Source organism: Burkholderia territorii (genome assembly GCF_001718335.1).
In the GTDB taxonomy this organism is placed as follows: Bacteria; Pseudomonadota; Gammaproteobacteria; order Burkholderiales; family Burkholderiaceae; genus Burkholderia; species Burkholderia territorii.
Map to the genome: position 1 here is coordinate 442,969 of NZ_CP013367.1, position 25,841 is coordinate 468,809.

General features: G+C 60.7%; 16 protein-coding genes and 4 pseudogenes. 4 read left to right on the forward strand and 16 right to left on the reverse strand.

The genetic code is table 11. From position 1 onward, the window contains the following. Positions 1-23: 23 nt before the first annotated feature. From tssF to WS51_RS33245, 7 genes and pseudogenes are all read right to left on the reverse strand, one after another. Positions 24-1,886 (reverse strand): type VI secretion system baseplate subunit TssF, encoded by a 1,863-nt coding sequence (gene tssF, locus WS51_RS28205; protein ID WP_069230370.1) that lies wholly within the window; start codon positions 1,884-1,886, stop codon positions 24-26. A 16-nt stretch (positions 1,887-1,902) separates the two neighbouring features. Next, positions 1,903-2,331 (reverse strand): GPW/gp25 family protein, encoded by a 429-nt coding sequence (locus WS51_RS28210; protein WP_069230164.1) that lies wholly within the window; start codon positions 2,329-2,331, stop codon positions 1,903-1,905. A gap of 74 nt (positions 2,332-2,405) precedes the next feature. Continuing rightward, positions 2,406-2,933 (reverse strand): Hcp family type VI secretion system effector, encoded by a 528-nt coding sequence (locus WS51_RS28215; RefSeq protein WP_059504775.1) that lies wholly within the window; start codon positions 2,931-2,933, stop codon positions 2,406-2,408. Positions 2,934-3,083: 150 nt separating this feature from the next. Continuing rightward, positions 3,084-4,586, reverse strand: a complete 1,503-nt coding sequence (tssC, locus tag WS51_RS28220; protein ID WP_069230165.1) for a type VI secretion system contractile sheath large subunit — start codon at positions 4,584-4,586, stop codon at positions 3,084-3,086. Beyond that, complete coding sequence (tssB, locus tag WS51_RS28225; protein WP_069230166.1) at positions 4,583-5,134, reverse strand: type VI secretion system contractile sheath small subunit; 552 nt, start codon at positions 5,132-5,134, stop codon at positions 4,583-4,585. The genes tssC and tssB overlap by 4 nt, the downstream gene beginning before the upstream one ends. Positions 5,135-5,164: 30 nt before the next feature. Then, complete coding sequence (locus WS51_RS28230; RefSeq protein WP_069230371.1) at positions 5,165-6,076, reverse strand: type VI secretion system protein TssA; 912 nt, start codon at positions 6,074-6,076, stop codon at positions 5,165-5,167. A 690-nt stretch (positions 6,077-6,766) separates the two neighbouring features. Beyond that, a pseudogene (locus WS51_RS33245) lies at positions 6,767-7,000 on the reverse strand (hypothetical protein); the annotation flags it as partial. A 63-nt stretch (positions 7,001-7,063) separates the two neighbouring features. Between WS51_RS33245 and WS51_RS32310 the strand changes: the two are divergent. After that, positions 7,064-7,292: pseudogene (locus tag WS51_RS32310) on the forward strand (transposase); the annotation flags it as partial. Positions 7,293-7,294: 2 nt separating this feature from the next. Then, a pseudogene (locus tag WS51_RS32315) lies at positions 7,295-7,519 on the forward strand (ATP-binding protein); the annotation flags it as partial. A gap of 151 nt (positions 7,520-7,670) precedes the next feature. On the opposite strand, the gene WS51_RS28240 reads toward WS51_RS32315, so the two are convergent. The 8 genes and pseudogenes from WS51_RS28240 to WS51_RS28265 form a co-directional block, all read right to left on the reverse strand. Further along, positions 7,671-8,249, reverse strand: coding sequence for a recombinase family protein (locus WS51_RS28240; protein ID WP_069230372.1), 579 nt, complete (start codon positions 8,247-8,249; stop codon positions 7,671-7,673). Positions 8,250-8,521: 272 nt separating this feature from the next. Further along, positions 8,522-8,890 (reverse strand): hypothetical protein, encoded by a 369-nt coding sequence (locus tag WS51_RS32320; protein WP_155773629.1) that lies wholly within the window; start codon positions 8,888-8,890, stop codon positions 8,522-8,524. A 36-nt stretch (positions 8,891-8,926) separates the two neighbouring features. After that, positions 8,927-9,244: an H-NS histone family protein gene (locus WS51_RS28245; protein ID WP_060326807.1), complete on the reverse strand. Its 318-nt coding sequence runs from the start codon at positions 9,242-9,244 to the stop codon at positions 8,927-8,929. A gap of 76 nt (positions 9,245-9,320) precedes the next feature. After that, positions 9,321-9,869 carry a hypothetical protein gene (locus tag WS51_RS28250; protein ID WP_069230167.1) on the reverse strand — a complete coding sequence of 183 codons (549 nt, stop codon included), beginning with the start codon at positions 9,867-9,869 and terminating at the stop codon, positions 9,321-9,323. A gap of 198 nt (positions 9,870-10,067) precedes the next feature. Then, entirely contained in the window at positions 10,068-10,724 is a 657-nt protein-coding gene (locus WS51_RS28255) for an OmpA family protein (protein WP_335645639.1), read from the reverse strand. A 119-nt stretch (positions 10,725-10,843) separates the two neighbouring features. After that, positions 10,844-18,364 carry a hemagglutinin gene (locus WS51_RS32325; protein ID WP_418219706.1) on the reverse strand — a complete coding sequence of 2,507 codons (7,521 nt, stop codon included), beginning with the start codon at positions 18,362-18,364 and terminating at the stop codon, positions 10,844-10,846. A 96-nt stretch (positions 18,365-18,460) separates the two neighbouring features. Beyond that, positions 18,461-19,231 (reverse strand): annotated as a pseudogene (locus WS51_RS33230) (ESPR-type extended signal peptide-containing protein); the annotation flags it as partial. A 167-nt stretch (positions 19,232-19,398) separates the two neighbouring features. Further along, entirely contained in the window at positions 19,399-19,797 is a 399-nt protein-coding gene (locus tag WS51_RS28265; RefSeq protein WP_155773630.1) for a hypothetical protein, read from the reverse strand. A 917-nt stretch (positions 19,798-20,714) separates the two neighbouring features. On the opposite strand from WS51_RS28265, the gene WS51_RS31680 reads away from it, so the two are divergent. Both WS51_RS31680 and WS51_RS32330 read left to right on the forward strand, forming a co-directional pair. After that, positions 20,715-21,284 carry a recombinase family protein gene (locus WS51_RS31680; RefSeq protein WP_081333626.1) on the forward strand — a complete coding sequence of 190 codons (570 nt, stop codon included), beginning with the start codon at positions 20,715-20,717 and terminating at the stop codon, positions 21,282-21,284. 768 nt (positions 21,285-22,052) lie between these two features. Beyond that, positions 22,053-22,514, forward strand: coding sequence for a hypothetical protein (locus WS51_RS32330; RefSeq protein WP_155773631.1), 462 nt, complete (start codon positions 22,053-22,055; stop codon positions 22,512-22,514). Here the strand turns inward: WS51_RS32330 and WS51_RS28270 are convergent. Continuing rightward, on the reverse strand, positions 22,429-25,362 hold the full coding sequence (locus WS51_RS28270) for a Tn3 family transposase (protein ID WP_069230170.1): 2,934 nt from the start codon (positions 25,360-25,362) through the stop codon (positions 22,429-22,431). The genes WS51_RS32330 and WS51_RS28270 overlap by 86 nt on opposite strands. Between the last annotated feature and the right edge of the window lie 479 nt (positions 25,363-25,841).

Sequence of the window (25,841 nt, forward strand, 5' to 3'; positions counted from 1 at the left end):
TGCCCGCTTGATGCGTTCCAGTCTCACTGAAGCCTCCCGTCGCCCGTGGTCGTGTTCGCGTGAAAGCTAGCCATTTCGCCGTCGAGCTTTACGACCACCTCGACGCCGTCATTGAGCGTCGCGGCCTCGGCGAGCGCCTGCGCCAGCACACGACCAAACAGCCAGCCGCCGCGGTCTGAGTGCGCTGATTCGGCGATATCGATCTCGACGCGCGCCGCGCGCACCAGCGCGAGCGGCGTCGAACGGCCCGCCGCGATGAACCGCGCCCCAAGATGAACCGAACGCAAACTGTCGATCCTCTGCCGGTCGAGCACATCGTCGCGATCGGCCGCGAGCAGCAATTGTCGGATCACGCGCGCAGTCACGTCCTGAGCCGGTCCTGCGCGCAGCGCGAGCGGGTTCTGGCCGAGGTGCGATGTTGCATCCCAGCACGCGTCGGCAGGCGGCATGCCGCGCGGCGCGCTCGCTGGCCACAGGCATTCGATGCGCCTCACCGCAACCGGGTCGAGTAGGCTGAACTCGGCATCCAGCAGCGCCGACGGCCGCCAGTCGCGGTCTGCCACCAGCGCCTTGCCGGCAATCGACGCGATGTCGTCCAGATCGACGGTATCGTTGAACGTGGACACGGCAATCAGGTCGTGGCTCGCAAGCGGGTCCGAGCGGTCGCGCCGCGCGCCTTCGGCAAACAGCCCGTTCTCCCGGCGGAGGCTGTAGCGGATCGACTCGCAACCCTCCTCGTATCCGCCCGTCTCCAGCACTGAGCGCGCCGTGTGCGACTGACCGTTGCTTTCGCACACGCGCACTTCAGTCAGCCCCCACAGGTGATGGGCGGCTGGCGACATCCGGTCGACCGGAATCCATTGCTCGGTCCGATTGGGTTCGTATGGCACCGGATCGAAGCGCTTCGGATACAGATTGATCACCGGCGTCGCGAACAGGCGGAACTGATGCGCATCCACTTCCCCGACGAGGCCGTTCGGCACCTGCTTCAGCGCGAAGAACAATTCGAACGATCGGGCGGAGGGATCAGCCGCGGCAACGGGTGCGAGGGCATCGAGATAGACGCCGAGCAACCGTGTCGGCTGTGCGAAGTACTCGCGCAACACGCGCAGGCCGGGAAGCCCACCAAAGTCCAGCGGCAAAAGCGCTTCGGCGTCGCCGATACCGGACATCCGGATACCCGACAACGGCAGCGTCAGCACCTCATCGCCACGCGGGGTCGGCACAACCGCATACCACGCACCGCTGGACGCGAGCAGTGCCTGATGGAGTGCGTACGCCCGCGGCAGATCGCCGGCCAGGCTCAAGTGCAGCGGTACGAAACCGGCATCGCAGCGCCCCAATTCGCCGACCGTCGCGATACCCTCCAGCTCGAAGCGAAAATGCAGCACCGCCTGCGACGACGCAAGTTGCTGCGCGAGCAGCGCAGGCAAGCCGTTCACGCTCCGGCTGCACTCGACCTTCGAGATCCGCAATGGCAATAGCGTCACGTCGCGCGCCGTGGCGAACGTGACTGGCAGCTTGCGGCCGGGCATGCGTGCCGAGACCAGCGTGCCGCGCGGCAGCACACTGCCCCGAAAGGCTTCCGGTGAATCCAGATCAGGGTGAAAGGCAAAAGTCGAAATCGCGGGCGTAGCCGCCATGAACAAAGGGCAGACACGCCCGAGCGCCTGCTGCGCAAATTCCGCGCATTCGCGATCGAGGCGCGTCTGCACCCGCGCCGACAGGTACGCAACACCTTCAAGCAACCGCTCAACGAACGGATCGGTCACTGCATCCGGATGCAGCCCGAGCGCCGATGCGACTTGCGGGTGCTCCTTCGAGAAACGGGTCCCCGAATCGCGCAACTGGCGCAGTTCGTCGTTGTAATGGTCCAGGAAGCTCATGATCATTCGCCGTTCATCAATCGCCGACCAAACTGAAAAAACCATCCAGATAGTCAAGCGCGAGGCTCACCCTGATTTCAGCGCCATCGTCGCGAGCCGTCGTAAAGATGTCGAAGTACACCGTCTGCGGTGCCTGATTGGCGCCGCCGCTCCTCGGCTGCACCCTGGTTCGCGTGCTCTCCACACGCGGCTCGAAGCGGCGTATCACTTCGCCAATGTGCGAAGCGGTATGCACCGGATCGATCCGGGTGGTGCCCGCAGCCTGCATCGGCGGGCAGCCGTAGTTCAGCACCGAATACGCGGCCGGACTGCTGTCCGAGACGCCGAGTTTTCCGCCGCGCAATGCACAGTTCATCAACTCGACCAGGTGATGTCCAACCACTTCCTGGAGCGAGTCGCGACGGAACCGCTTCGACAGCTTGCTATAGAGTGGATGCGCGCTCACATGCGGATTCCTGCGTGTCACGTCCTAGGCCGCAACACGTCCATGGTTTGCTCGAATTGAAGATGCGTTTCGGTTTAGATCGGCGCGTTCAGCTTCAGGTCATAGCCTGCCTTGATCACCGCGCCCATCGTGCCGTCGTTGCGCTGCTCACGGTACTCGAACTCGATCTGGGCGAAGTTGATCTTGATTTCGTCCGTCGGCAGCACGTTGTCGACTTCGCCACTGCCGTGGCCGAGCTGCGAAAACGGCATGTTGCCGAGCGTACGGAACGACGAAACCAGGCCGCTCGCAAACGAAATGGTGAGGAATTCCTGCTGCCCCTTGCCCGACTTGCGGCAAATCAGCTTGGCGCTCGCGATATGGTCGCCCGTCGCGCACATCAGGAACAGCTTCGGCGAGGCCTTGTTCGACACCATCCGAAACTCGAAATCCTTCATCTCCACCTTGCCCGCGCCACCACCACTGCCGAATCCCCACCGGCCCGAATTTTCTTCGGCCCATTGCCAGCTCTGAATCTGGATCAGGCCCGGGTACTGCTGATCTGTCGACTCGCCTTCAACACCGTCGATCTGCAGGAAATAATCCACCAAAGCATTTGCCATAATTAATTCTCCTAAGTTAATAAAACAGATTCAAACAACCACCGTGAATGCAACTGTTCAACGTGACGCAATCGGCTGCGATGCCATCACGAGACGTTTCGAAAGACGTCGTCCGTCGCGAGAACGGGAGACGAGACCGGCCGTGGCCGGTTAGGCTCCCGATTCCTTCCTAGTCGACGGCAGCTTCGAAACCAGCCGAAGGGACACGGTCAACCCCTCCAGCTGAAAATGGGGACGCAGGAAGAATTGCGCGCGATAATAGCCCGGGTTTTCCGGGATCTCGTCGACGACCACCTCGGCAGCCGACAGCGGGCGCTGCGCCTTGGTAGTTTCGCTCGAGATGGACGGGTCGCCGTCGACGTAATTCATTAGCCAGTCATTGAGCCAGCGCTGCGTGTCCTCGCGCGACTTGAACGAACCGATCTTGTCCCTGACGATGCACTTCAGGTAGTGCGCGAAACGGCAGGTCGCGAAAATGTACGGCAGGCGCGACGACAGGTTGGCGTTCGCCGTCGCATTGTCGTCTTCATAAATCGCCGGGCGATGCACGGTCTTCGCCCCGATGAACGCGGCGGTGTCGGAATTTTTCCGGTACACGAGCGGCATCAGGCCGGACTCCGACAGTTCGTGCTCACGGCGATCAGAGATCGCTATTTCAGTCGGGCAATGCAGCTCGATCTCGCTGTCCTGCGATGGCAACATGAATTTCGGCAATACCTCGACCGCTCCGCCGGATTCGATACCGCGGATCTTCGTGCACCAGCCATAAGTCTTGAATGCACGGGTGACGTTTGCGCCCATCGCATAGGCGGAGTTAGCCCAGCAGAAATCCTCCGCCCGATTCGGATCGACCTTCTCCTCGAAGCCGAATTCCTCGACCGGCTGCGTCTTCGGCCCATAGGGCACGCGCGCCAGAAAGCGCGGTAACGTCAGCGCCAGATAGCGAGAATCGTTGCTTTCCCGCAGACGTCGCCAGAATGCGTATTCGGTCGACGTGAATATCTTGGAGACGTCGCGGGGGTTGGACAGCTCGCTCCAGCTGTCCATCTGCAGCAACCCGGGGGCAGCTGCGGAGATGAACGGGGCATGCGCCGCCGCCGAGATCTTCGATATCTCGGTCAGGATCGATACGTCCTGCACACTGTGATCGAACTGATAGTCCCCGATCAGGCAAGCGAACGGTTCGCCGCCGAATTGCCCATATTCCTGTTCGTAGATCATCTTGAAGATCGGGCTCTGGTCCCACACCACGCCCTTGAAACGCCGCAGCGTCTTACCAAGGTCTGCCTTTGAGATGTTCAGGTAGCGAATCTTGAGATTCTCGCTGGTGTCCGAATTCGATACCAGATAATGCAGGCCTCGCCACGCGCCCTCGAGCGTCTGAAAGCGCGTGTTATGCAGCACCTCGGTCAACTGGTCGGAGATTTTCTTGTCCAGTTCCGCAACCAGTTGCTCGATCGTCTGCGCAACGTCCTCTCGAACCACCACCCTGCTTCGACGTGCATACGTCAGCAGCGTTTCGACCGCACTCTGAACCGCCTCGGCCGCCTCGCTGGTCCTCGGCCGGAACGAACGGCGGAGAATGTCCTTCAGATCGCCGTCTACGACGACGCGTTCGGCCACCGGCGCATGCTGCTGGCTGAGCGTGCTCATTTCGCCTCCTGATTCGGTACCGGGTCGCCGGAAGGGGCGTCCGAAGGGGGGGGCTCGGAGTTGGCGACTTCCGCAGCCACCCATTTCGGATTCTTGAGCAATTCTTGAATCAGATCCTCGGCCGCCGCCTTTCCGTCCATGTAGGTCAGAAGTTCCTTCAGACGATTGCGCGCCTCGAGCAGGGTCGACAGCTCCGGAATGCGCTTCACGACCTCGGCCGGCTCGAACGAATCCATCGAAGTAAACGTCAGATCGATCGGGATCACCGTCCCGTCGTCAGTCAGCACGTTTTTCACGTGATAACTCAGCGAAGGCGCGATCTGCGCCATTCGTTCATCGAAGTTCTCCACGTCGATTTCGGCGAACCGGCGATCCTCGACCGGACCCAGCGGCTCCACGTTGTCGCCCGACAGATCCGCCATCACGCCCGCGACGAAAGGAAGCTCGACCTTTTTCTGCGATCCGTAAATCTCGACGTCGTACTCGATTTGTACTCGAGGCGCACGACTCTCCCCGATGAATTTTTGCCCGTCCTTCTGACGCACCATGGCTGCCACCTCCTCAATAAGACATCTGATTTACTTGGCCGAGCCGGCCGGCCCTCCGAGCTGAGCTGCCAGCGCCGTGCCGTCTGGATAAAGTTCCGCCATCAGTTCCTCGAACCCCGCACCCAGCATGCGCTGGATCCGTGACAAGAAAATCGGCGCGGGATGACCTGGTTCGTGAACACGAAAATACTCGGCGATGCGTTCCAAGGCCACCGCCACATCTTCTCTCGTCGACATCACGGATCGGGCATTGAAATCCCCATCGCTCGCGCCACCGCTTCGAGTCGGCGAATCGGTGACCGACGTCGACTCCCCCCCCGTTGAACCAAGCTTCTCAAGCACCCTGTCAAGCAAATTCAGGACTCTCGAAACATCAACGCTGTGCCGTTCTGACGATACGGATTCCTCTATTTTTTTAAAGGAATCCTTAATATCGCGCAAAACATAAAATGTTTTTTCTTTGTAACCCTGATCCCACAGAGTAACTTCGGCATCTCCATGTGCCAGCGCGTCCAACGTAACATCCTGCCCGTCGAGACGGACGTTGCCGATCTGATGAAGGAATTGCGCCCCCGCGATCCAGCCCAGATGAAGTGCCTGGATCTCGCCAGACGACTCGCCAGGCTGAGCCCGAGGGTGGATATCCTCGGCAGGCAGGCTCATGATGGCGGCAAGGCGCTTGGTACCCTCGGCCAACCCGGCGACGCCTCGCCTCGCCATGCAGGCCCTCAGGTGCCAGATCGCCACCCGAATATCATTGGCCTTGTTCAAAAGACCAATGCAGGCGCTTTCTATCGAAACCCATTGAAATGTGCTTTCGCCTTTGCGTTGCGGTGAATTTCCGACCGAATCGTATTCGCAAATGGCCGCATCGACCTGAATGAAATCCTCGTCAAAGTCCAGAACATCAGGCTCGGGCGCACCTTCTATCAACGCTCCCACGTCCACGGCATCATCTCCCAATTACCACAACAGCCTTATTTCACTTCGAGACCAAAACGATATCGATCGCAATAGAATGAACCTCGCGACACTCCACCTACTGCAGCACATATAAACCGAGAACATCAACCACACGAGGCAATATAATCTGAAGGTTTATAATCCATGGAATTTACTTCCATTGACGAGCAAGCATCCCTCTCAGGAAAGCGTTGTATGGCAGCGGACAAACTGACAGAGGCCCGGGGAGCTTCGCCGCTCGACCTTATCCGGCAAGGCCTTCCACCAAAAATTCACCAACACACCCAGAATCGATCCGACACGCGCCGGACTTGCCACGGGCCAATTCGGCTTCGCCGCAACCAGTAGATCTTCAGATGAATATCCTCGCAAGAATTAGTACTCTACCCAAGGTACGTCAATATAATCCGCCGCCGCCACACAGCGCAAGTCAAATTCATAAAAATCAAGAATATTTCTGCCCACCAGAGCCACACCACCAAATAAAACTAACGACAAAATAGTCCTTTCTGTCACATAAAATACGGTTCGATTTATTAAATAGAACTGCCATAATTAAATAAAAACTGCACATTTATAATCCAACGCAAGATCAGCACTATTTACCGCTACTCGGCACGACGATGTAAATTGTACCGACTTCCGGCACATATTGCCGTTGGGTACCGCCTCGAGCGCCGACAATCTTGCCTTGAGGTGCTTTGTCAGCCGGGCCAGGAATGGCTTAGCCTTGTGGGGCAAGCAAAGTGAAGGCAGATGCCGGTCGCGCTCACATTCACACCGCGCCTGCGGAATCAGTAGTTGGTCGCGGGCATGGAACGACAAACTATGGCTGATCCAAACCGATCCACGTCGCAAGCCTTTGCATAGCCCCGTGATCGCGGAAGCCTCCAGCGCCCGCATGTAGTGGTCAAATGAATCCGGACACTGATTTAGGCGAAAATGCTCGCCATGAAGAGGCGTCTGATGAGCAAGCAACGTCGTACGTTTTCCCCGGAGTTCAAACAGCAAGCCGCCTGTCTGGTGCTCGGCCAGGGCTATAGCCATATGGAAGCAAGCCGCTCGGTCGGCGTCGGCGAGACGGTGCTCCGCCGCTGGGTGCGGCAACTTCAGATGGAACGCCAGGGCGTCACGCCGCAGGGCAAGACAATCACGCCAGCGTATTCCGGAACTCGAGGCGCGTATCGAACGCCTTGTTATCTACCGCTCTCGGGGGATCAGGCTAGCCACTTCTTCCAGATCGTCGCCAAGCGCTACAAGCGCGGCTCGATGATCCTGACCAGCAACCTGCCGTTTGCGCAGTGGGATGAAACCTTCGGCGGCAACACCACACTGGCTGCAGCTATGCTCGACCGCATCCTGCATCACGCCCACATCATCCAGATCAAAGGGGACAGCTACAGACTGAAACAGCAACGCTAAGCTGGCCACGTTTCGTCACCGAAGAGGTAACGACTGGCTCAGTTTTACTTTGCGCGATCAGGCGCGAAGTGGCTCAGATTTCAAATGCGTTTGACAACGCGGATCGGAATCGCTAGCAACACCCCCAATCAATCGCGGGAAAGCCCATGCCTCAGCCGGCAGGCGAAGCACCATCCGTGCGCCGATCATTGTTCAGATGGCGGCGCAACGTTCTTAGGTGAACCTGAAGAAGATCGGCCACCTCGGCCTCCGAGTGCGTTGCAAGCAGCACACGAGCCTGGTCGCGCTCAACGGGCGATAGTGCATGGGGGCGTCCCGGCTTGCTGCCACGCTGCCGCGCGCTCACGAGACCGGCCCGTGTTCGCTCGCTGATCAGTGAGCGCTCGAACTCGGCGAGCGCAGCAATCATGTGGAAGGTAAAACGGCCGACCGGCGAGCGCGTATCAATGCTCTCCGTGAGCGACACAAATTCGACGCCCGCATCTCCCAGACTGCCGACCACCGTAAGCAGGTGGCTCAACGAGCGGCCTAGTCGATCCAGACGCCAGACGACCAGCGTGTTGCCGACTGTCGCAAGATTCAGCGCATCACGCAAACCGGGTCGGTCGAAAGAGGCGCCGGAAATGCCTCGATCGGAAAAAATTTCCATGCACCCGTAGTGCTTCAACGCCGATAACTGCAAATCCAAGTGCTGTTCTTCCGTCGATACACGCGCATAGCCGATTTTCATGGAGTGCCCCTGTCGGACGCCGCAAATGTCTCTCAGGCTCATGGACGGCAGGGTGTGCAAAGCAATTCAACTCACAATCGGACGTGGCCAACTTCCAGCACAATCAAGCACCCGTGAATTGTAGATTATCGGTGCAATATCGAAATTAAATACCACCAATGTTGAAAGTGCATTTTTTTTTGCAATAAAAGTGCCTCCTCAACCAAATTAAAAAATTTTCATCATTTCTCCACGATTTTACAAATTCCCTTCACCGCAGCTCACCGAACCTATCACTTCAGGCCAATTGCGGCTGACATTGCCCTGCCGACGTTGAGTGATATCCATTTACCAAGCAGCGATTGGTCTGTGCTCACGAACAACGGGCATTCTATCCATCCAGTTACTTGATGATTGCGACCGGACAATTCGAAGATGCGCAGTTCCGGGTCCTCGCTGATTCCGTTGTCAACCAGCTCCTCGTACGAGTCGACCGATGCGACATCCACTACTTCCGACTGGCAATCCAGAATAAAGCTGGAAAGAACCGCTAGTTTCCGACACGCAACATCCCTGCTCTCCGCATGCAGGTAAACACCAATGCAATCTTTCGGAAATACCCAGACGGCTCGATAAAGCGTTTCCTTGCTGTACTGGCTCAATTTTATTGTCATTTTTATTTCATATATTCAATGCGCTCACGACTTGGAATCCACGCGGTCGTCCGGCAACCGAATCAGGAAACGGTCGAGGTTGTCGCCGACCAACCAGCGCGGCCTGCGACCGCGTCCCGACCAGGTCGCACCGGTGTCCGGGTTCCAATATTTCGGTTTGGGTCTGACGCCCCGTCGTAGCTCCTGCGCCGATCGTGTCGACAGTTGTCGCACATCCACCCCACTTTCCTCGAGCAGTTCGAGCACGCGTTGTGCAATACGCCGAGCCTCGTGCTCGCGCGCAATATCGATCTCCTTTCTCAACCGCTCCAATTGCTCCAGCAGTTCGCTATAGGACTTCATGACATGTTCCTTGAGACTTTCATTCTTGGCGCGTGCGCCGCCCGCCGGCAATGCAGATGCGTTGGTGTCGCTCTCGTTATTGGGGCGCGCCCCATCGAAACTGAACCTGTCGCCTGATGATCAGGCATGCGGGCGGTGTATCCACCAGCGTGACGGTCTCGCGCGGCCGACCGGGATTCGCGTAGACGGTCACCGCTTTCACCAGCGGTGTCCCCTTGTAGTCACGCAACTCCGACGCTGCAACCGCCTTACACGACATCGGCGCGCTCGACATGCGCTCGACGAGAATCGTGCACCCCCCCTTCGTCTCCGGCACCATCGTCAGCGACAGCGCAGCGGAGGAGTCTGGATACTCGAGACCGGCGATCGCAAAAAACGGCTCGCCGTCCGCATCGTGACGATCCCAGTCCAGCGCGACGTCGGCGCGACGCGTGCCTGCCAGCATGCGGGACGAGACCTGGTCGACCGCCGCATAGCAGCGCCGAACGCCGACCGTCTGTGCCGACTGCGCGAGCACGTTGGCTCTCGGCTGCGCCATTTCCTGCGCCGCAACTCCCCCCGCTGCCATTGCTGCGCACCCGGCCAGCACTGCGCCCAAATACGCGACCACTCCGTTGATTGCCATGTTTCGTGTCGTCCTGCCTGATATTCCCGACTAACTGGGCTACGCACGAGCCCCGCTTCGCCGCCGCCCGGGATTGTCAGTTTTGAAAAAAGGCCGTCACGATGACGCGACGGCCCGCCACGACCACTCGTCCCGCCGGTGCACTACGGGGGGAGTGACCGGGTGACAACTGACGAGCCGTCGGGAAACGCTATTTGCCTATTGCCGGTCGATATCGATCCGCACCTCGACGCGCCGGTTATGCGCCCGTCCCGCCACCGTGTCGTTCGAATCCACCGGATCCGCCTTGCCGTATCCGCGGCTGACGAACCGCTCGGCCTTCAGCCCGTGTTCCTGCAAATAAGTGCCGACGGCGCTTGCGCGTCGCTCCGAAAGACCGATGTTGTAGTCGTCAGATCCGACCGAGTCCGTATATCCGCTTACCGTCACGGTGCGAATCGTCGTCCCGCGCGATGCTGCGATCAATTGGTCCAGCCGCGTGCGCGCGATCGGCTTCAGGTCGGCACGATCCGTATCGAAATTCGCATCGGCGTCCAGAACGGTCACGGCAGGTGGTGCGATCACGACTGGCGGGACGGCCGCGACCGCTGGCGCACCGCAGCGGAACAGAATGGAACGGTCATCAGGTTGACCGCCGGACATCGCCCCCAGCCCGGATTGGGCTTCGAGCATCGTTACGGGCTGATCCTTGCAGATCGACGCCGCCTCCTTGCGGCAGGCGCCCGGCCCTTCCAGCAGGCCGTGGCAGGTGACGCGGTATGCCTGCGCTCCGTCGGGCAAGGCCACCGAATACGCATTGTAGGTGGGGCCCGAGGCTGCCGTGCAACCGGCAAGCAACGCAGCGATGAGCAACAATCCAGTTCTTGTAGTAGACATGATGGAACCTTTCAAACGTAGTACTTTTCGCAGTAAAGATGTGCATGTCGATCGGCGGTGCGCGCGGCCTTGTCGGGTCCGGCGCACCGCCGCGTGCGTCACCACTGATAGCCAATCCCCGCGCCGTAGGTATAACCGGCGCTGCTGCCGCTTACGCCGCCCTTCAGCTTCAGGTTCTCCGACAGCCGTGCGGTGAAGCCGACTGCGACCGCGCTATAGCCCTGGTAGCTTGCTCCGCCGATCCCGATCGCGAGCGTCTTGCCCGCATCCACTTCCGGAATCATCGTCAACGCAGTGGCGGCCGCGACACCGGCGTAAGCCTTGCGCGCAACGTTGTTGACGTCCTGCTGGACCGCTCCCAGTTGCGACACGTTCACCGCATCGGTTGGATTGACACCCGGCGCGACGTTGGTGATGCGCCGTTCGCTACCCGGCGCACCGACCGATACCGTGTTGGCTTCGCTCGCCACCGAATTGGCACCCAGCGCGACAGAACCTGCCGCCGACGCAACGGCATTGGATCCAATTGCAGTGGCGTTCCTACCCGACGCCAATGCATTCGCGCCGATCACGGTGCCGCCATCCGCGCTGGCGTTCGCACCGGTGCCAAGCGCCAGCGCGTTCGCGCCGGACGCAGCAGCATTCGGGCCGAGTGCCATTGCGTTCGAGCCAGTCGCGCCGCTGTTGTCATAGTTGCCCTGCGGCGTGCTACCGTCGTTGACGCTGTAGTAGTGCGACCCGTTCGCGATGGTCGTCGTCGACAGCCGGCTGATACTCGTCGACAGCGACGTGATCAATGCGCTGTCCCCGCCCTGGCTGGTCGACAGCGACGAAATGGTCGACATCGTCGACGTCGACAGGCTGTTGATTGCCTGGAACGCCGTATTGAGCTGCGATCCGTTGACGGCATCCGTGCTGGTCGACGATACGCGTCCCGCCGCCACGTTCGTGAGCTGGCGTTCTGCACCCGGTGCACCCACGCTCACCACGCTCGTCGGCGTCGCACCCGCATAGTTGTACGTCACGCCGCCGATCGTTCCCGACGCGGTCGGATTGGCCGCGGCAGTCACGGAACCGGCGCCCAGCGCAACGTCGCCCGCATTGGTCGCGATCGCGTTCGGACCGATCGCCACGCTGTCGGTGCCGAGCGCTTGGCTGTCCGGCAACGTAGAGTTCGCGTGGAAGTACTTGATCCCGCCGCCGTTCTCGATGTTGTTGACCGTATTGCCGAGATTGTCGACCGCCTGATTGGTCGCGTACAGCTGCGAGCCGTTCACGGCATCCGTACTCGTGGCCGACACGCGGCCTGCAGCGACGTTCGTGATCTGGCGCTCCGCACCCGGCGCGCCCACGCTCACCACGCTCGTCGGCGTCGCGCCAGCATAGTTGTACGTCACGCCATTGATCACGCCCGATGCCGTCGGATTGGCCGCCGCCGTCACCGAGTTCGAACCCAGCGCAACACTGTTCGCGATACTCGCCGTCGCGTTCTGACCGATCGCAACCGAACCCGCCGCGCTACTGTTCGCACCGTCGCCCACGGCAACCGAGCTTACGCCCGCCGCTGTTGCGTTCGTCCCGGCTGCCAGCGCGTTGATGCCCGTCGCGCCGTCGTTGGCGTAGTTGCCCTGCTGGGTGCCGTTGTCGTTCACGCTGTAATAGTGCGTCTTCGCCCCGTTGATCGCGGTCGACGTCGAAGTCGACAGCGAACTGATACTCGACGAGGTCGACGTGGACAGTGACGTAATCGAACTCGTCGCGCTCGACAGGCCCGTCGATGTCGAGGTCGACAAGGACGTGACACTACTGGCTGTCGACGACAAACCCGTCGACAGCGAGCTGATTCCGGTCGACGTCGACGTGGACAGCGATCCGATCGAACTCGTCGCGCTCGACAGGCCCGTCGATGTCGAGGTCGACAAGGACGTGACACTGCTGGCTGTCGACGACAAGCCAGTCGACAGCGAGTTGATTCCGGTCGACGTCGACGTGGACAGCGATCCGATCGAACTCGTCGCACTCGACAGGCCCGTCGACGTCGAAGTCGACAGACTGTTGATCGCCGTGTTCGTCGCGAACAACTGGGAACCATTGACCGCGTCCGTGCTCGCCGCCGTCACCTGACCGGCAGCCACGTTCGTGATCTGACGTTCCGCGCCCGGTGCCCCTACGCTCACCACGCTCGTCGGCGCCGCACCGGCAAACGTGTATGTCGTGCCTCCGATCGTGGACGACGACGTCGGGTTCGGCGCCGCCGTCACCGAGTTCGAACCGAGTGCGACGTCGTTCGCGTTGTTTGCCACCGCGCTCGAACCCAGCGCGATCGAGCCGACACCGTTCGCCGTCGACGTGTTGCCCAGCGCAACGGAGCCCTGACCGGTCGACGTGTTCGCATTGCCCAGCGACACTGCACCTTGCCCGTTGGCGGTGTTGTTCGCACCCATCGCCACCGCGCCCGTGCCCGTCGCAACGTTCGGGTCGCCGATCGCCACCGCACCGTCGCCGCTCGCCGTGTTGCCCACACCGATCGACACGGCCTGGCCACCCGTCGCCATTGCGTTCTGGCCGATGGCCACCGCTCCGCCCGAATTCGCGTTCGCGCCGTCGCCCACGGCAACCGAGCTAGCACCCGCCGCTGTTGCGTTCGTCCCGGCCGCCAGCGCGTTGATACCCGTCGCGCCGTCGTTGGCGTAGTTCCCTTGCTGCGTGCCGTTGTCGTTCACGCTGTAGTAGTGCGTCTTCGCCGCATTGACCGCCGTCGACGTCGACGTCGACAGGGAGGCCACGCTGCTGTTCGTCGACGACAGGCCGGTCGACAATGAACCGATGCCGGTCGACGTTGACGTCGACAGCGACGCGACATTGCTGTTCGTCGACGACAAGCCCGTGGACAGCGATCCGATCGAACTCGTCGCGCTCGACAGGCCTGTCGACGTCGAGGTCGACAGACTGTTGATCGCCGTGTTCGTCGCAAACAGCTGCGAACCGTTGATCGCGTCCGTGCTCGTCGCCGTCACCTGACCGGCAGCCACGTTCGTGATCTGACGTTCCGCGCCAGGCGCGCCCACGCTCACCACGCTCGCCGGCGTCGTACCCGCATAGTTGTACGTCACGCCGCCGATCGTGCCGGTCGCCGTCGGATTGGCCGCCGCCGTCACCGAATTCGAACCCAGCGCAACACTGTTCGCGTTGCTCGCCGACGCGTTTTGACCAAGCGCAACCGAGCCGGCCGCGCTGCCATTCGAGCCGTCGCCGACCGCGACCGCGCTTGCACCTGCCGCCGTCGCGTTCGTCCCGGCCGCCAGCGCGTTGATACCCGCCGCGCCGTCGTTGGCGTAGTTCCCTTGCTGCGTGCCGTTGTCGTTCACGCTGTAGTAGTGCGTCTTCGCCGCATTGACCGCCGTCGACGTCGACGTCGACAGGGAGGCCACGCTGCTGTTCGTCGACGACAGGCCGGTCGACAATGAACCGATGCCGGTCGACGTTGACGTCGACAGCGACGCGACATTGCTGTTCGTCGACGACAAGCCCGTGGACAGCGATCCGATCGAACTCGTCGCGCTCGACAGGCCTGTCGACGTCGAGGTCGACAGACTGTTGATCGCCGTGTTCGTCGCAAACAGCTGCGAACCGTTGATCGCGTCCGTGCTCGTCGCCGTCACCTGACCGGCAGCCACGTTCGTGATCTGACGTTCCGCGCCAGGCGCGCCCACGCTCACCACGCTCGCCGGCGTCGTACCCGCATAGTTGTACGTCACGCCGCCGATCGTGCCGGTCGCCGTCGGATTGGCCGCCGCCGTCACCGAATTCGAACCCAGCGCAACACTGTTCGCGTTGCTCGCCGACGCGTTTTGACCAAGCGCAACCGAGCCGGCCGCGCTGCCATTCGAGCCGTCGCCGACCGCGACCGCGCTTGCACCTGCCGCCGTCGCGTTCGTCCCGGCCGCCAGCGCGTTGATACCCGTCGCGCCGTCGTTGGCGTAGTTCCCTTGCTGCGTGCCGTTGTCGTTCACGCTGTAGTAGTGCGTCTTCGCCGCGTTGATTGCCGTCGATGTCGACGTCGACAGCGACGTTACGCTGCTGTTCGTCGATGACAGACCCGTCGACAGCGAACCGATGCCGGTCGAAGTGGACGTGGACAGCGACGTGATCGAACTCGTCGCGCTCGACAGGCCCGTCGACGTCGAGGTCGACAACGACGTAATCGAGCTGTTGGCCGACGACAGGCCGGTCGATGTCGAGGTCGACAGCGATCCGATCGAACTCGTCGCACTCGACAGGCCCGTCGACGTCGAAGTCGACAGACTGTTGATCGCCGTGTTCGTCGCAAACAGCTGCGAACCGTTGATCGCGTCCGTGCTCGTTGCCGTCACCTGACCGGCAGCCACGTTCGTGATCTGACGTTCCGCGCCCGGTGCCCCTACGCTCACCACGCTCGCCGGCGTCGTACCCGCATAGTTGTACGTCACGCCGCCAATCGTGCCGGTCGCCGTCGGATTGGCTGCCGCCGTCACCGAGTTCGATCCCAGTGCGACGTCGTTCGCGTTGTTTGCCACCGCGCTCGAACCCAGCGCGATCGAACCGACACCGTTCGCCGTCGACGTGTTGCCCAGCGCAACGGAGCCCTGACCGGTCGACGTGTTCGCATTGCCCAGCGACACTGCACCTTGCCCGTTGGCGGTGTTGTTCGCACCCATCGCCACCGCGCCCGTGCCCGTCGCAACGTTCGGGTCGCCGATCGCCACCGCACCGTCGCCGCTCGCCGTGTTGCCCACACCGATCGACACGGCCTGGCCACCCGTCGCCATTGCGTTCTGGCCGATGGCCACCGCTCCGCCCGAATTCGCGTTCGCGCCGTCGCCCACGGCAACCGAGCTAGCACCCGCCGCTGTTGCGTTCGTCCCGGCCGCAAGTGCGTTGATGCCCGTCGCGCCGTCGTTGGCGTAGTTCCCTTGCTGCGTGCCGTTGTCGTTCACGCTGTAGTAGTGCGTCTTCGCCGCGTTGATTGCCGTCGACGTCGACGTCGACAGCGACGTTACGCTGCTGTTCGTCGATGACAGACCCGTCGACAGCGAACCGATGCCGGTCGAAGTGGACGTGGACAGCGACGTGATCGAACTCGTCGCGCTCGACAGGCCCGTCGACGTCGAGGTCGACAACGACGTAATCGAGCTGTTGGCCGACGACAGGCCGGTCGATGTCGAGGTCGACAGCGAAGCCACCGAGCTGTTGGCGCTGGACAACCCCGTCGAAGTCGACGTCGACAACGATCCGATCGAACTCGTCGCGCTCGACAGACCCGTCGACGTCGAGGTCGACAGACTGTTGATCGCCGTGTTCGTCGCAAACAGCTGCGAACCGTTGATCGCGTCCGTGCTCGTTGCCGTCACCTGACCGGCAGCCACGTTCGTGATCTGACGTTCCGCGCCAGGCGCGCCCACGCTCACCACGCTCGCCGGCGTCGTACCCGCATAGTTGTACGTCACGCCGCCGATCGTGCCGGTCGCCGTCGGATTGGCCGCCGCCGTCACCGAATTCGAACCCAGCGCAACACTGTTCGCGTTGCTCGCCGACGCGTTTTGACCAAGCGCAACCGAGCCGGCCGCGCTGCCATTCGAGCCGTCGCCGACCGCGACCGCGCTTGCACCTGCCGCCGTCGCGTTCGTCCCGGCCGCCAGCGCGTTGATACCCGTCGCGCCGTCGTTGGCGTAGTTCCCTTGCTGCGTGCCGTTGTCGTTCACGCTGTAGTAGTGCGTCTTCGCCGCGTTGATTGCCGTCGATGTCGACGTCGACAGCGACGTTACGCTGCTGTTCGTCGATGACAGACCCGTCGACAGCGAACCGATGCCGGTCGAAGTGGACGTGGACAGCGACGTGATCGAACTCGTCGCGCTCGACAGGCCCGTCGACGTCGAGGTCGACAACGACGTAATCGAGCTGTTGGCCGACGACAGGCCGGTCGATGTCGAGGTCGACAGCGAAGCCACCGAGCTGTTGGCGCTGGACAACCCCGTCGAAGTCGACGTCGACAACGATCCGATCGAACTCGTCGCGCTCGACAGACCCGTCGACGTCGAGGTCGACAGACTGTTGATCGCCGTGTTCGTCGCAAACAGCTGCGAACCGTTGATCGCGTCCGTGCTCGTTGCCGTCACCTGACCGGCAGCCACGTTCGTGATCTGACGTTCCGCGCCAGGCGCGCCCACGCTCACCACGCTCGCCGGCGTCGTACCCGCATAGTTGTACGTCACGCCGCCGATCGTGCCGGTCGCCGTCGGATTGGCCGCCGCCGTCACCGAATTCGAACCCAGCGCAACACTGTTCGCGTTGCTCGCCGACGCGTTTTGACCAAGCGCAACCGAGCCGGCCGCGCTGCCATTCGAGCCGTCGCCGACCGCGACCGCGCTTGCACCTGCCGCCGTCGCGTTCGTCCCGGCCGCCAGCGCGTTGATACCCGTCGCGCCGTCGTTGGCGTAGTTCCCTTGCTGCGTGCCGTTGTCGTTCACGCTGTAGTAGTGCGTCTTCGCCGCGTTGATCGCAGTAGACGTCGACGTCGACAGTGACGTTACGCTACTGTTGGTTGACGACAAGCCGGTCGACAGCGAGCTGATGCCCGTGGACGTGGACGTCGACAGCGACGAGATCGAGCTATTGGCCGACGATAGACCCGTCGATGCCGACGTCGACAGGCTCGTGATGTTCGACGTCGTCGTGCTTGCAACCGCGTAGAGCTGGCTGCCGTTGATCGCGTCGGTGCTGGTTGCCGTGACGAGGCCTGCTGCGACGTTCTGGATGCGACGCTCGTTGCCCTCGGTGCCGACGCTGACGACGCCGTTGGCCGCACTTGCGCCGGCGAAGTTGCCGAACGTCTGGCCTCCGATGGTGGCGGAGGTTATCGAACTGGTGCCGCCGGTCGCCGTGTCTGCCGTACCAATCGTCGCCGAGCTGCCGCCGAGGGCGACGGAGTTTGCCACGTCGGCTGTTGACTTGAAGCCGAGGGCCATCGCGTTGCCGGCCGAAGCGGTCGATTTGTAGCCCAACGCGACCGCTGTTTGGTTGCCGCTGGCCGTCGCAAACGAACCGATCGAAATATTTCCGACCTGGGATGCCGTGGATTGTTGGCCGATTGCAACGCTCTGGACCGCGCTTGCCGTCGCCACGCCAAGCGCCACGCTGGCTGCGCCAGCCGCGCTAGCATTGACACCAACCGCAGTAGCATAATTCGCCGTCGCGGAACTTCCGCTACCAAAAGCAGAGGCAGGTGCCGACGCCCCCCCCGCAACCGCAGAGGCGCCGATCGCAGTCGAACCCGCGATAGCCGCCGTGGCGCTGCTGCCGATTCCGACCGAACCCGCGCCCGTCACGGAATTGGTGCTGCCGATTCCGACCGAACCCGCGCCCGTCACGGAATTGGTGCTGCCGATTCCGACCGCGCCAATACCAGTCGAGGAATTGGCATTGCCGAGTGCGATCGCGCCGGTGCCGTTCGCTGAATTGTTGGCACCGACAGCTACAGCACCAGTGCCAGTCGCGCTGTTCGGGTCGCCGATTGCAACGGCGCCATTGCCATTGGCAGTTTGCTGGCTGCCGATCGCGACCGCACCCGTGCCTCCTGTCACGCTAGATTGAAAGCCGATGGCCGTAGCACCTGCACCAGACGTAGCTGATACCGAGTTCGTATCGCCAAGGGCTACAGTCGAAGCCGCTGCTGCCGTCGAGGCATCTCCAATTGCAACAGAATTGACCCCGGACGCAGTCGATTTGACGCCTACCGCGACTGATTGTGAACCTGACGCAACCGCTTGCGTCCCCAGAGCGGACGCAAGGAACGAACTTGCGACAGCACCGTTACCAAGTGCGGAAGCATTATTTCCTGTCGCCGTCGCTTGGTTACCAACAGCTGTAGCTAGAGTACCTCCCGCGCCATTGGCAAGTGCTGATTGTCCAATCGCGATGCTAGCCGCCGAAACTGCTGTCGCCCCGTTGCCGATCGCCACCGAGCCCCCGCCAGAAGCTAGCGCGTTGAAACCGAAAGCGTTGCTTTGTGTGCCAGAGGCAGTCGCCTGCAGGCCAAAAGCCGCTGACTCAAATGCTGCATTTGCCCCCATACCAACAGCGACTGCGCCGTCGCCGGTAGCGGTCGTAAACGCACCATATAGTGTTACGCCGAGCAGGTTGCTTCCGTTGGCACTACATCCGGCTACAGTTGACCAAGTCCCATTGCCGTCAACTGGAGCGGCACCTGCACCATAATTTCTAACGCCATCAGGTCCCTTTCCGCTACCGGAAACACAATTCTGCCCCGTTGTAAACGGAATGGTATTCGCATATCCAAACTGTGCCGAGCTCAAAAGTAGCGCACCCACGACGAGCGTCGACGCCATAGATCGACTCGACTTGCCGCGCGCCGTCGCAAGTTCCGACGCCGCCACCCAAGCTCCAAGCGCTTCATTCCAAACAGTCCGGTATGTCTTGTTCATTTTCATCACCTCTTTGGCTGGCGTGCCGTCTCGCAACGTCTTTTCTCGCACAGGCCTTTCAATTTATTAATAGGATTGCTAATTATTAGCAATAGTTTCGTTTTTAATATGACTCCCCTCAATGACCTAACTGGGAACGCTCGCCGCTCGCCTTGATCCCGTGCGAGCCATCACTAACCTTCAGGGATGGCCCGCCTTCGATCAATCTCGAGCCTGATCGTCCGGCCATGCGTCTCGCCTGCCTGCCTGATCGCCGCCAGCAAGGGCGGTGCCTGATCGCGGGAAAAACCCAATGTATCCAGCAATTTATCGCGCGATGCCGATTGATCGGAGCTTTGGAGTCCCGATGCGATGCCTCGCTTGTATGCCGCCCGTGCCGCGCCTCGCGTCTCCCTGTCGACATGCCGCGCAATGAGCTCGAACACAATCGCCTCCAGCGATCCGACGTACGCATCGACATCCTCGATGCGTTCGAGAGACGACACACGCATCAGCACGGTAATCATGCGACTCGCCTGCGCAACTGCACCGTCGATATCCGGCCATTTCATTTCTTCAGCAGGTTCACCCATTTGACACCACCCACTCATTCAAAAAGCATCAATTCGTCCGATTTTTTGTTCATATATGAGGACGACCGAAAATTCAAAATAAGACCGAGATTCAAATCAATCAAATACTGATTCTTCTGAATATTTACTTTGGCCAGATATGCAATCTCTCCTCTGCCGCCAGTTCGGCATCAGGCACTCCAGAAACCGTCCGCCATGCGTTGCTGATCGACCACACGTTCGCTCAACCATCTGCGCCCCGTTACCGCTGGGTCGAAATGCGCAATATTTACCGCCTCCGACGCCGCCTTCTGCAAGAATAATTTAAGGTAAAACCCTAGTCCGGCCGTCCGTTCAAGGTATTTTTTACACTCTTACCTCTAACAAAGGGCCTGAACAAAATCGGTCCGTTGTATCAAATTCGTAGAAAAGCTTCTCGGTACCGGCGGAGGCCCGCCAGATCAAGAGGTACGATCGGCGTCCTGGGCCAGACAAAAAGGACCCATTTTGTCCAGTAGAATTGGACCTGCATCGCTCACATTTTCAATTCTTAACAATTGGACTCGCCTCCTGAACGCTCCAAGCGCCGTTGAAACGTTTGCGTGATGTCTTACCAGTGGCGTGGCGGTATCGAAGCAGATTCCGCAAATCCTTAGCGAATTAAAGAATGCGAGTAACAACGCCCGACGTTCAATACGAAACGCTGTTGAGAACGCTCTGTATCGGTGGCACTGAATCTCCGCGGACGTGATGCCGCGGCAGTTCTTCTCTGCGCGCCTATGGGCCAGATGGATCCGGATATTACGAGATTTAAAAATGTACGAATTTGATCAGACAACTAGAAGCCCTGTTCACGCGATATATGGTCGCCTGTTATTCCCGGATCAGCCTCACGTGCAGGATGTGCGCTTCGATTTCCCGTACGGTCGAGGTGCAGCATGATTGTCGGTTACGCACGAGTATCGACCGATGAGCAAAACCTCCAGCTTCAGATCGACGCGTTGAAGAAGGTGGGGTGTGACAAGATCTTCAGCGACCAAGGTGTGTCGGGGGCGGACTTTTACCGACCCGGACTAGATGCTGCGCTTGCCCACCTATCGGCGGGAGATTTGCTAATGGTTTGGCGCCTGGATCGCCTTGGTCGCTCGTTGGGGAAACTGGTCGATCTTATTACGCATCTTGAGGGACGCGAGATCCAGTTTGGATCCGTGATGGAATCGATCAATACGAAGTCGTCAGGAGGCCTTCTGATTTTTCATATGATGGCCGCTCTCGCACAGTTTGAGCGAAGTTTAATAAGTGAGCGCACACGCGCAGGCATGGCTGCTGCCCGGGCTCGAGGGCAAACACTGGGCCGCAAGCGTGCGCTTGACGCGAAGCAACGGTGCGAGGCTATCGATCTTCTGAAGGATCACTCTATAGCTGACGTGGCGAGGCGTTTTGGCATTCATCCTCGTACATTGAAGCGTGCATTGACTAATGAACCTTCTCAGCAATCTTCCCAGTAGCCGTCGGCCCATGTCCTTCAATCGATCACCAGGAACATCAAAGAAGCTGGTGTAATCCAGCGATGACAGGATTAGCATCACAAAGTATCCGGACCCGAAGACCGGTGCCGCATGGTGATGAAGCGTTCTATTGCTACGCCACTAAATTGATTTGCATATCGAATCGTTTTTTCTAGAACCTGCTGGAACTACGTTACACAAGACCGACGAATCACAATGATGAGTGGTAGGTCGCCATGTCAGGCATTACTACTGCGGCATTGTATGCCGGAGGGGCATATGCCACATACCTTGCAACAGCGGAGACGTTATGTTTAGTGATAAATATCATGCAGAGAGCATAAGCGTGCAGCAGCGGAAAGATGTCAATTTTCGGGATGATCTGCGAATCGGGTTACTGCAACGGGAGTTCTTTGTCGTGTATCAACCGGTTGTTGACGTCGCGTCGCGCATTGTGGGGTAATCGTCCTTTTCGTGCAAAATCTGGCGGTTTCGTTCGAAATTCCACGAAAAATCATGAGCTTATCAGGAGACCGATTTGGCCAAACCGTGTCCTCCGGATGCAAAATCTGGCGCTTCAACCCTCAGCACCGCCCAGACCTAACCGTGTCCGATAGGCAGCCAGCAGACACAGCTGGGCGTCGACCTGCGCCGCCAGCTTTGTCCGCTCCGCCGTCGCTACGCCGAGCGACGTACGTGCGCTTTCCAGTTCCCCGACTGTGAGCCGACCGTCGCACGTAGGGCATCGCGTTCGGTCTCGAAACGGACGTGATCGACACGTATGCGGTCAAGCGCCTCCCGTATCTGCTCACCGTGTGCGCGCGCTTCTCGCAGACTTGTACTCGCCGCGCCGGACTCGTCGACCAGCCGCGCGTTGTCCTTGTTCAGTTGGGTGATTTCGTTTTGCGTCAAGATAGCCGTCTGATTGGCATGGCACAGTTCGGTCCGCAGTTGCTGGACCTGCGTCTCGTGCCGGCGCGCTTCCTGTTCGCGCTGCTCGTGACTGGCGCCCCGGTAGGGTTCCAGCGCATCGTGCGATCCTATCGCAGACCGGTATTGGCGCTGATCGCGCTCGTCGACTTCATCGGATGGACGCCAATCCGCCAACCGTACCCATACGCCGTCCGTCTCTATCCGGCAGGCCTCATGATCCCGTGCCTCGCTGCCAGGGCGCGGCTTCCAGCAGGACGTCGCTGTATTGGTCGATGGGAAAGCTCAATGTGCCCCTGAAGTTCACGTGCGCAAAATGCGCAGGCACCATCCGGCGCAACCACTCGTCGTCGACCGGTCGTCCTTTACGTCGCCAGCCGTCGACCGTCGCCTGCATGCGCTGCGTGTTCCAGGCGATCACAAGGTTCGTCAACAGTGTCAACGAACCCGAGATGGCGACCATTTCATCACGACGTCGACCGCGCTCGGAGGCCACTCTGCCAGTGTAGATCGCGCGCTGGAGCTGGTGGACCGACTCGCCGCGATTCAGCAACGTATGCAGCTCTCGGCGGAACGCCACGTTGCTGAAGTAATCGCATAGGAAAAGCGTGCGCAGCAACTTGCCGAGTTGATCGGCGGCCCGATGCACCGGGTCGCCTTGTGCGGCGCTGCCGAACCGCTGCAGCGCGACCACCGCGCTGACGCGGCCAGACTGAATCGAGGCGACGAGCCGCAGCAGTTCGTCCCAGCCGTCGCGAATTGCCTTTAGCGAAACGTCGTGGGCCACGACCGGCACCAGTCCTTCGGAGACGGCAAATCCGCGCGGCACATACAACTTGCGCTCGGCCAAATTGCGCAGGCGCGGACACAGGTCGAATCCCAGTAGCTTCGAGACGGCCATCCCAACGCTCGTGTACCCGTGCGTGTCGACGGAGAGTCGCATCAGTCCGCCATCGTCTCGGTTTTCGTTATGCCGCAGTACGCCTTCGATGGCCACGCCCGCCTGCCGCTCGTTCAGCACGATCGGTTGGTTATAGACAATGCCATGCTGATCCAGCACGTGCGTATAAATCCCGACTGCGTGGGTTCGGCGCCGCGGATCGACGCGGGCATAAAAGAGGTGCGGCGAAGTATCCAGACTCATGGAATCGCTGGATGCGTGTCGCCCCGTTCCCCACAATTCGGTAATCGGATGCGTGCGCTGGAATTCAACCACGCGCTCGTTCGCGCGCGACAGTCGGCCAGGCATCTCGAGCGCCCGCATCGCCGTCGCGATGGGCGCCAGATCGAGTTGTGGGACCATCGCCACGACGCTTTTCGCGTCGAGATCCGTTCCGTGTGCGATCAGCCCCGCGTATAACGAGACCAGTTCGTTCGCATCGCGCGCGCGACGCGCCAGCAGCGTTTCGCTGAAACCGCTGTGAGCATCCATCTCGATGAGCAGATCGGCTAACTGCGTTGTGCCGATTTCCTTGAACATCAAGTCGCGCATCCGTCTCGGGAGGCCATCGGTGGGCAACGCTTCAATCGCTGACAGGTGCAATGCACCGTCCGTCCCGACAATGACCCGTCCGGCCACCAGCGCTTCTTCGAGTGCCGCCAGCCCCGCCTTAAGGTGGCTCAATAGCCGTTCCAAGAAGGGTTCCGCCGTGTGGGACAAGCCGAGCGATGACAGATGCCGATCACGCTCGCACTCCCACCGCGCCGGCGGAATCAGCAGCTGATCACGGGCGCGGAACGACAGGCTATGGCTGGTCCAGACCGATCCGCGTCGCAAACCCCTGCGCAACCCCGTGATCGCCGAAGCCTCCAGCGCCCGCATCGCACGTACCCGGTCCTCGCCCTCGACGAGGTCCCGCCAGCTTGCGCTTACTGGCACCTCGCAGTCGGAGGGGAGTTCGGTCACGCCGCGGTCGTGCAGCGAGCTGAGGAGTTCGAGCTGTCGCAGGCTCGGCTCAGCCTCCCTGCCGGACAGCTCCAGTTCGCGTAACGGCACCAGCAGGTTGCGGATGCGATGATGATCGTCGGTCAGCGTTTCGCGAACGCTGGCTGCGTGACTCGTCGGCGGCTTGTCTGACAGATCCTCGAGCAACTTGCCAATGTCGTCGAGCCGTTCTTCTGCGGAGCGGCTTGTATCGTTGACGAGCGCCTTGATCGACATCAGCTGCTGGCGGTACTCGACAGCGGACCGGGCCTGCTTGACCGTCGTCCGATCGTAGGCGTGCCGGACGAGATCAGACACGCGGCGACCCGTTTGGTAGAGCAGCGCGTCGGTCAACTCCAGCAGCGTGAAGTGCAAGAAGAAGATCAGCTCGATCGTGCGCGTCGACGCCTTGAGCTCACGAACCTTGGCGGGACGCCGGGCCTGTATGCGCTGTGCATAGGCACGCTGCTTCTCGATCGGCACCGCGTCCAGGTTCCACGTATGAGTGCCGAGTGACTTGAGGAAACGGACCTGCGAAAGTGTTTCGGTAATGGTAGACGGGCTGTGCCGTGCCGGTGGCGTCTTCAGCCATTCGAGCACGGTCATCCCTGACGTGCCGTGTTGCGTGGACAAGACCGCATCGGCGCGCATCAGTTCGGCGTCGCTGACGGTCGTCTGAATCGTGGCGAGCAGACCGCGTTCGGCCTCCGCCCAGATCGCTCGCCCCAAATCCCGCAGCGTTCGCTCGGCAGGAATCAACAGTCGCCGCTCGTACAGCCAGTAATGCGCATGCTGGACGAGTTCGTCGAGCGTCAGCGATTCGGCCGCATCCTGACGCATCCATGTTCCGAGGCCGGCCCACTGGTCGGCGCCGATCGACGTCAGGCCGAGGTATTCACACGCCCACACCTGGTGCTCGTATTGAGTCTTGTAGCGTTGGTAGAGCGTGCGCAGCGATGCGATCGACGGCGTCGGCAGACCGAGTCGCTCGCCGACATAGCGCAACAGTTGCCGTGGAAGGGTGCCAACGTGGTCCAGCGTGTGGCCGCTGGCCCGCAGAAAGACCAGTTGAACGGCGGCGCCCGCGCGACGATCGCGCCGGAAACGTTCGTTGATCGCAGCTACGTCGCTGTCGTTCAGCGCGAAGTAGCGCTCGACGTCGAACTCCGACAGTCGCGCGGGTAAGCGATCTTGCCCCACATACCGAAATTCCAGGCCTGGCATCTGCTGCCTCCCGTCACGGTCGCAATTAAAAATTGCGGGCACGTAGCTTACCGCAGATCGCGGCCGGGACTGCCGACGGTAGCCGGAATCGACCGCAAGGCCTTGCTACAGAAGGCTTTGCGGCGAAACCGCCAGATTTTGCACGAAAAGGACGATTACCCCAAGAATCAAGCCGACCTGTCGCATCAAGTCTTCGTCCCAAAAAAATGCAGGATCATAATAATTTTGCCGCGATCTTGCAGGGAACACCAGAATTCGTGGTGCTTGACACCCATCCGATCACGATGGCGTACACGAAAATATAGTTATCGCCGTTTGACAAGTAAAAGTATCACTTCGCCGGTCATTGTCAGCCCGGAAATGCGAAATGCTCGTGAATTCATGAAGTCGTGCGCAGCGCACCCATGTTGTCACCGGAGGCGAGCCACGAAGGTCGAGTGGTGTTCAGGTGCAACTGCAACAGGCTCGCAGCCCTATCC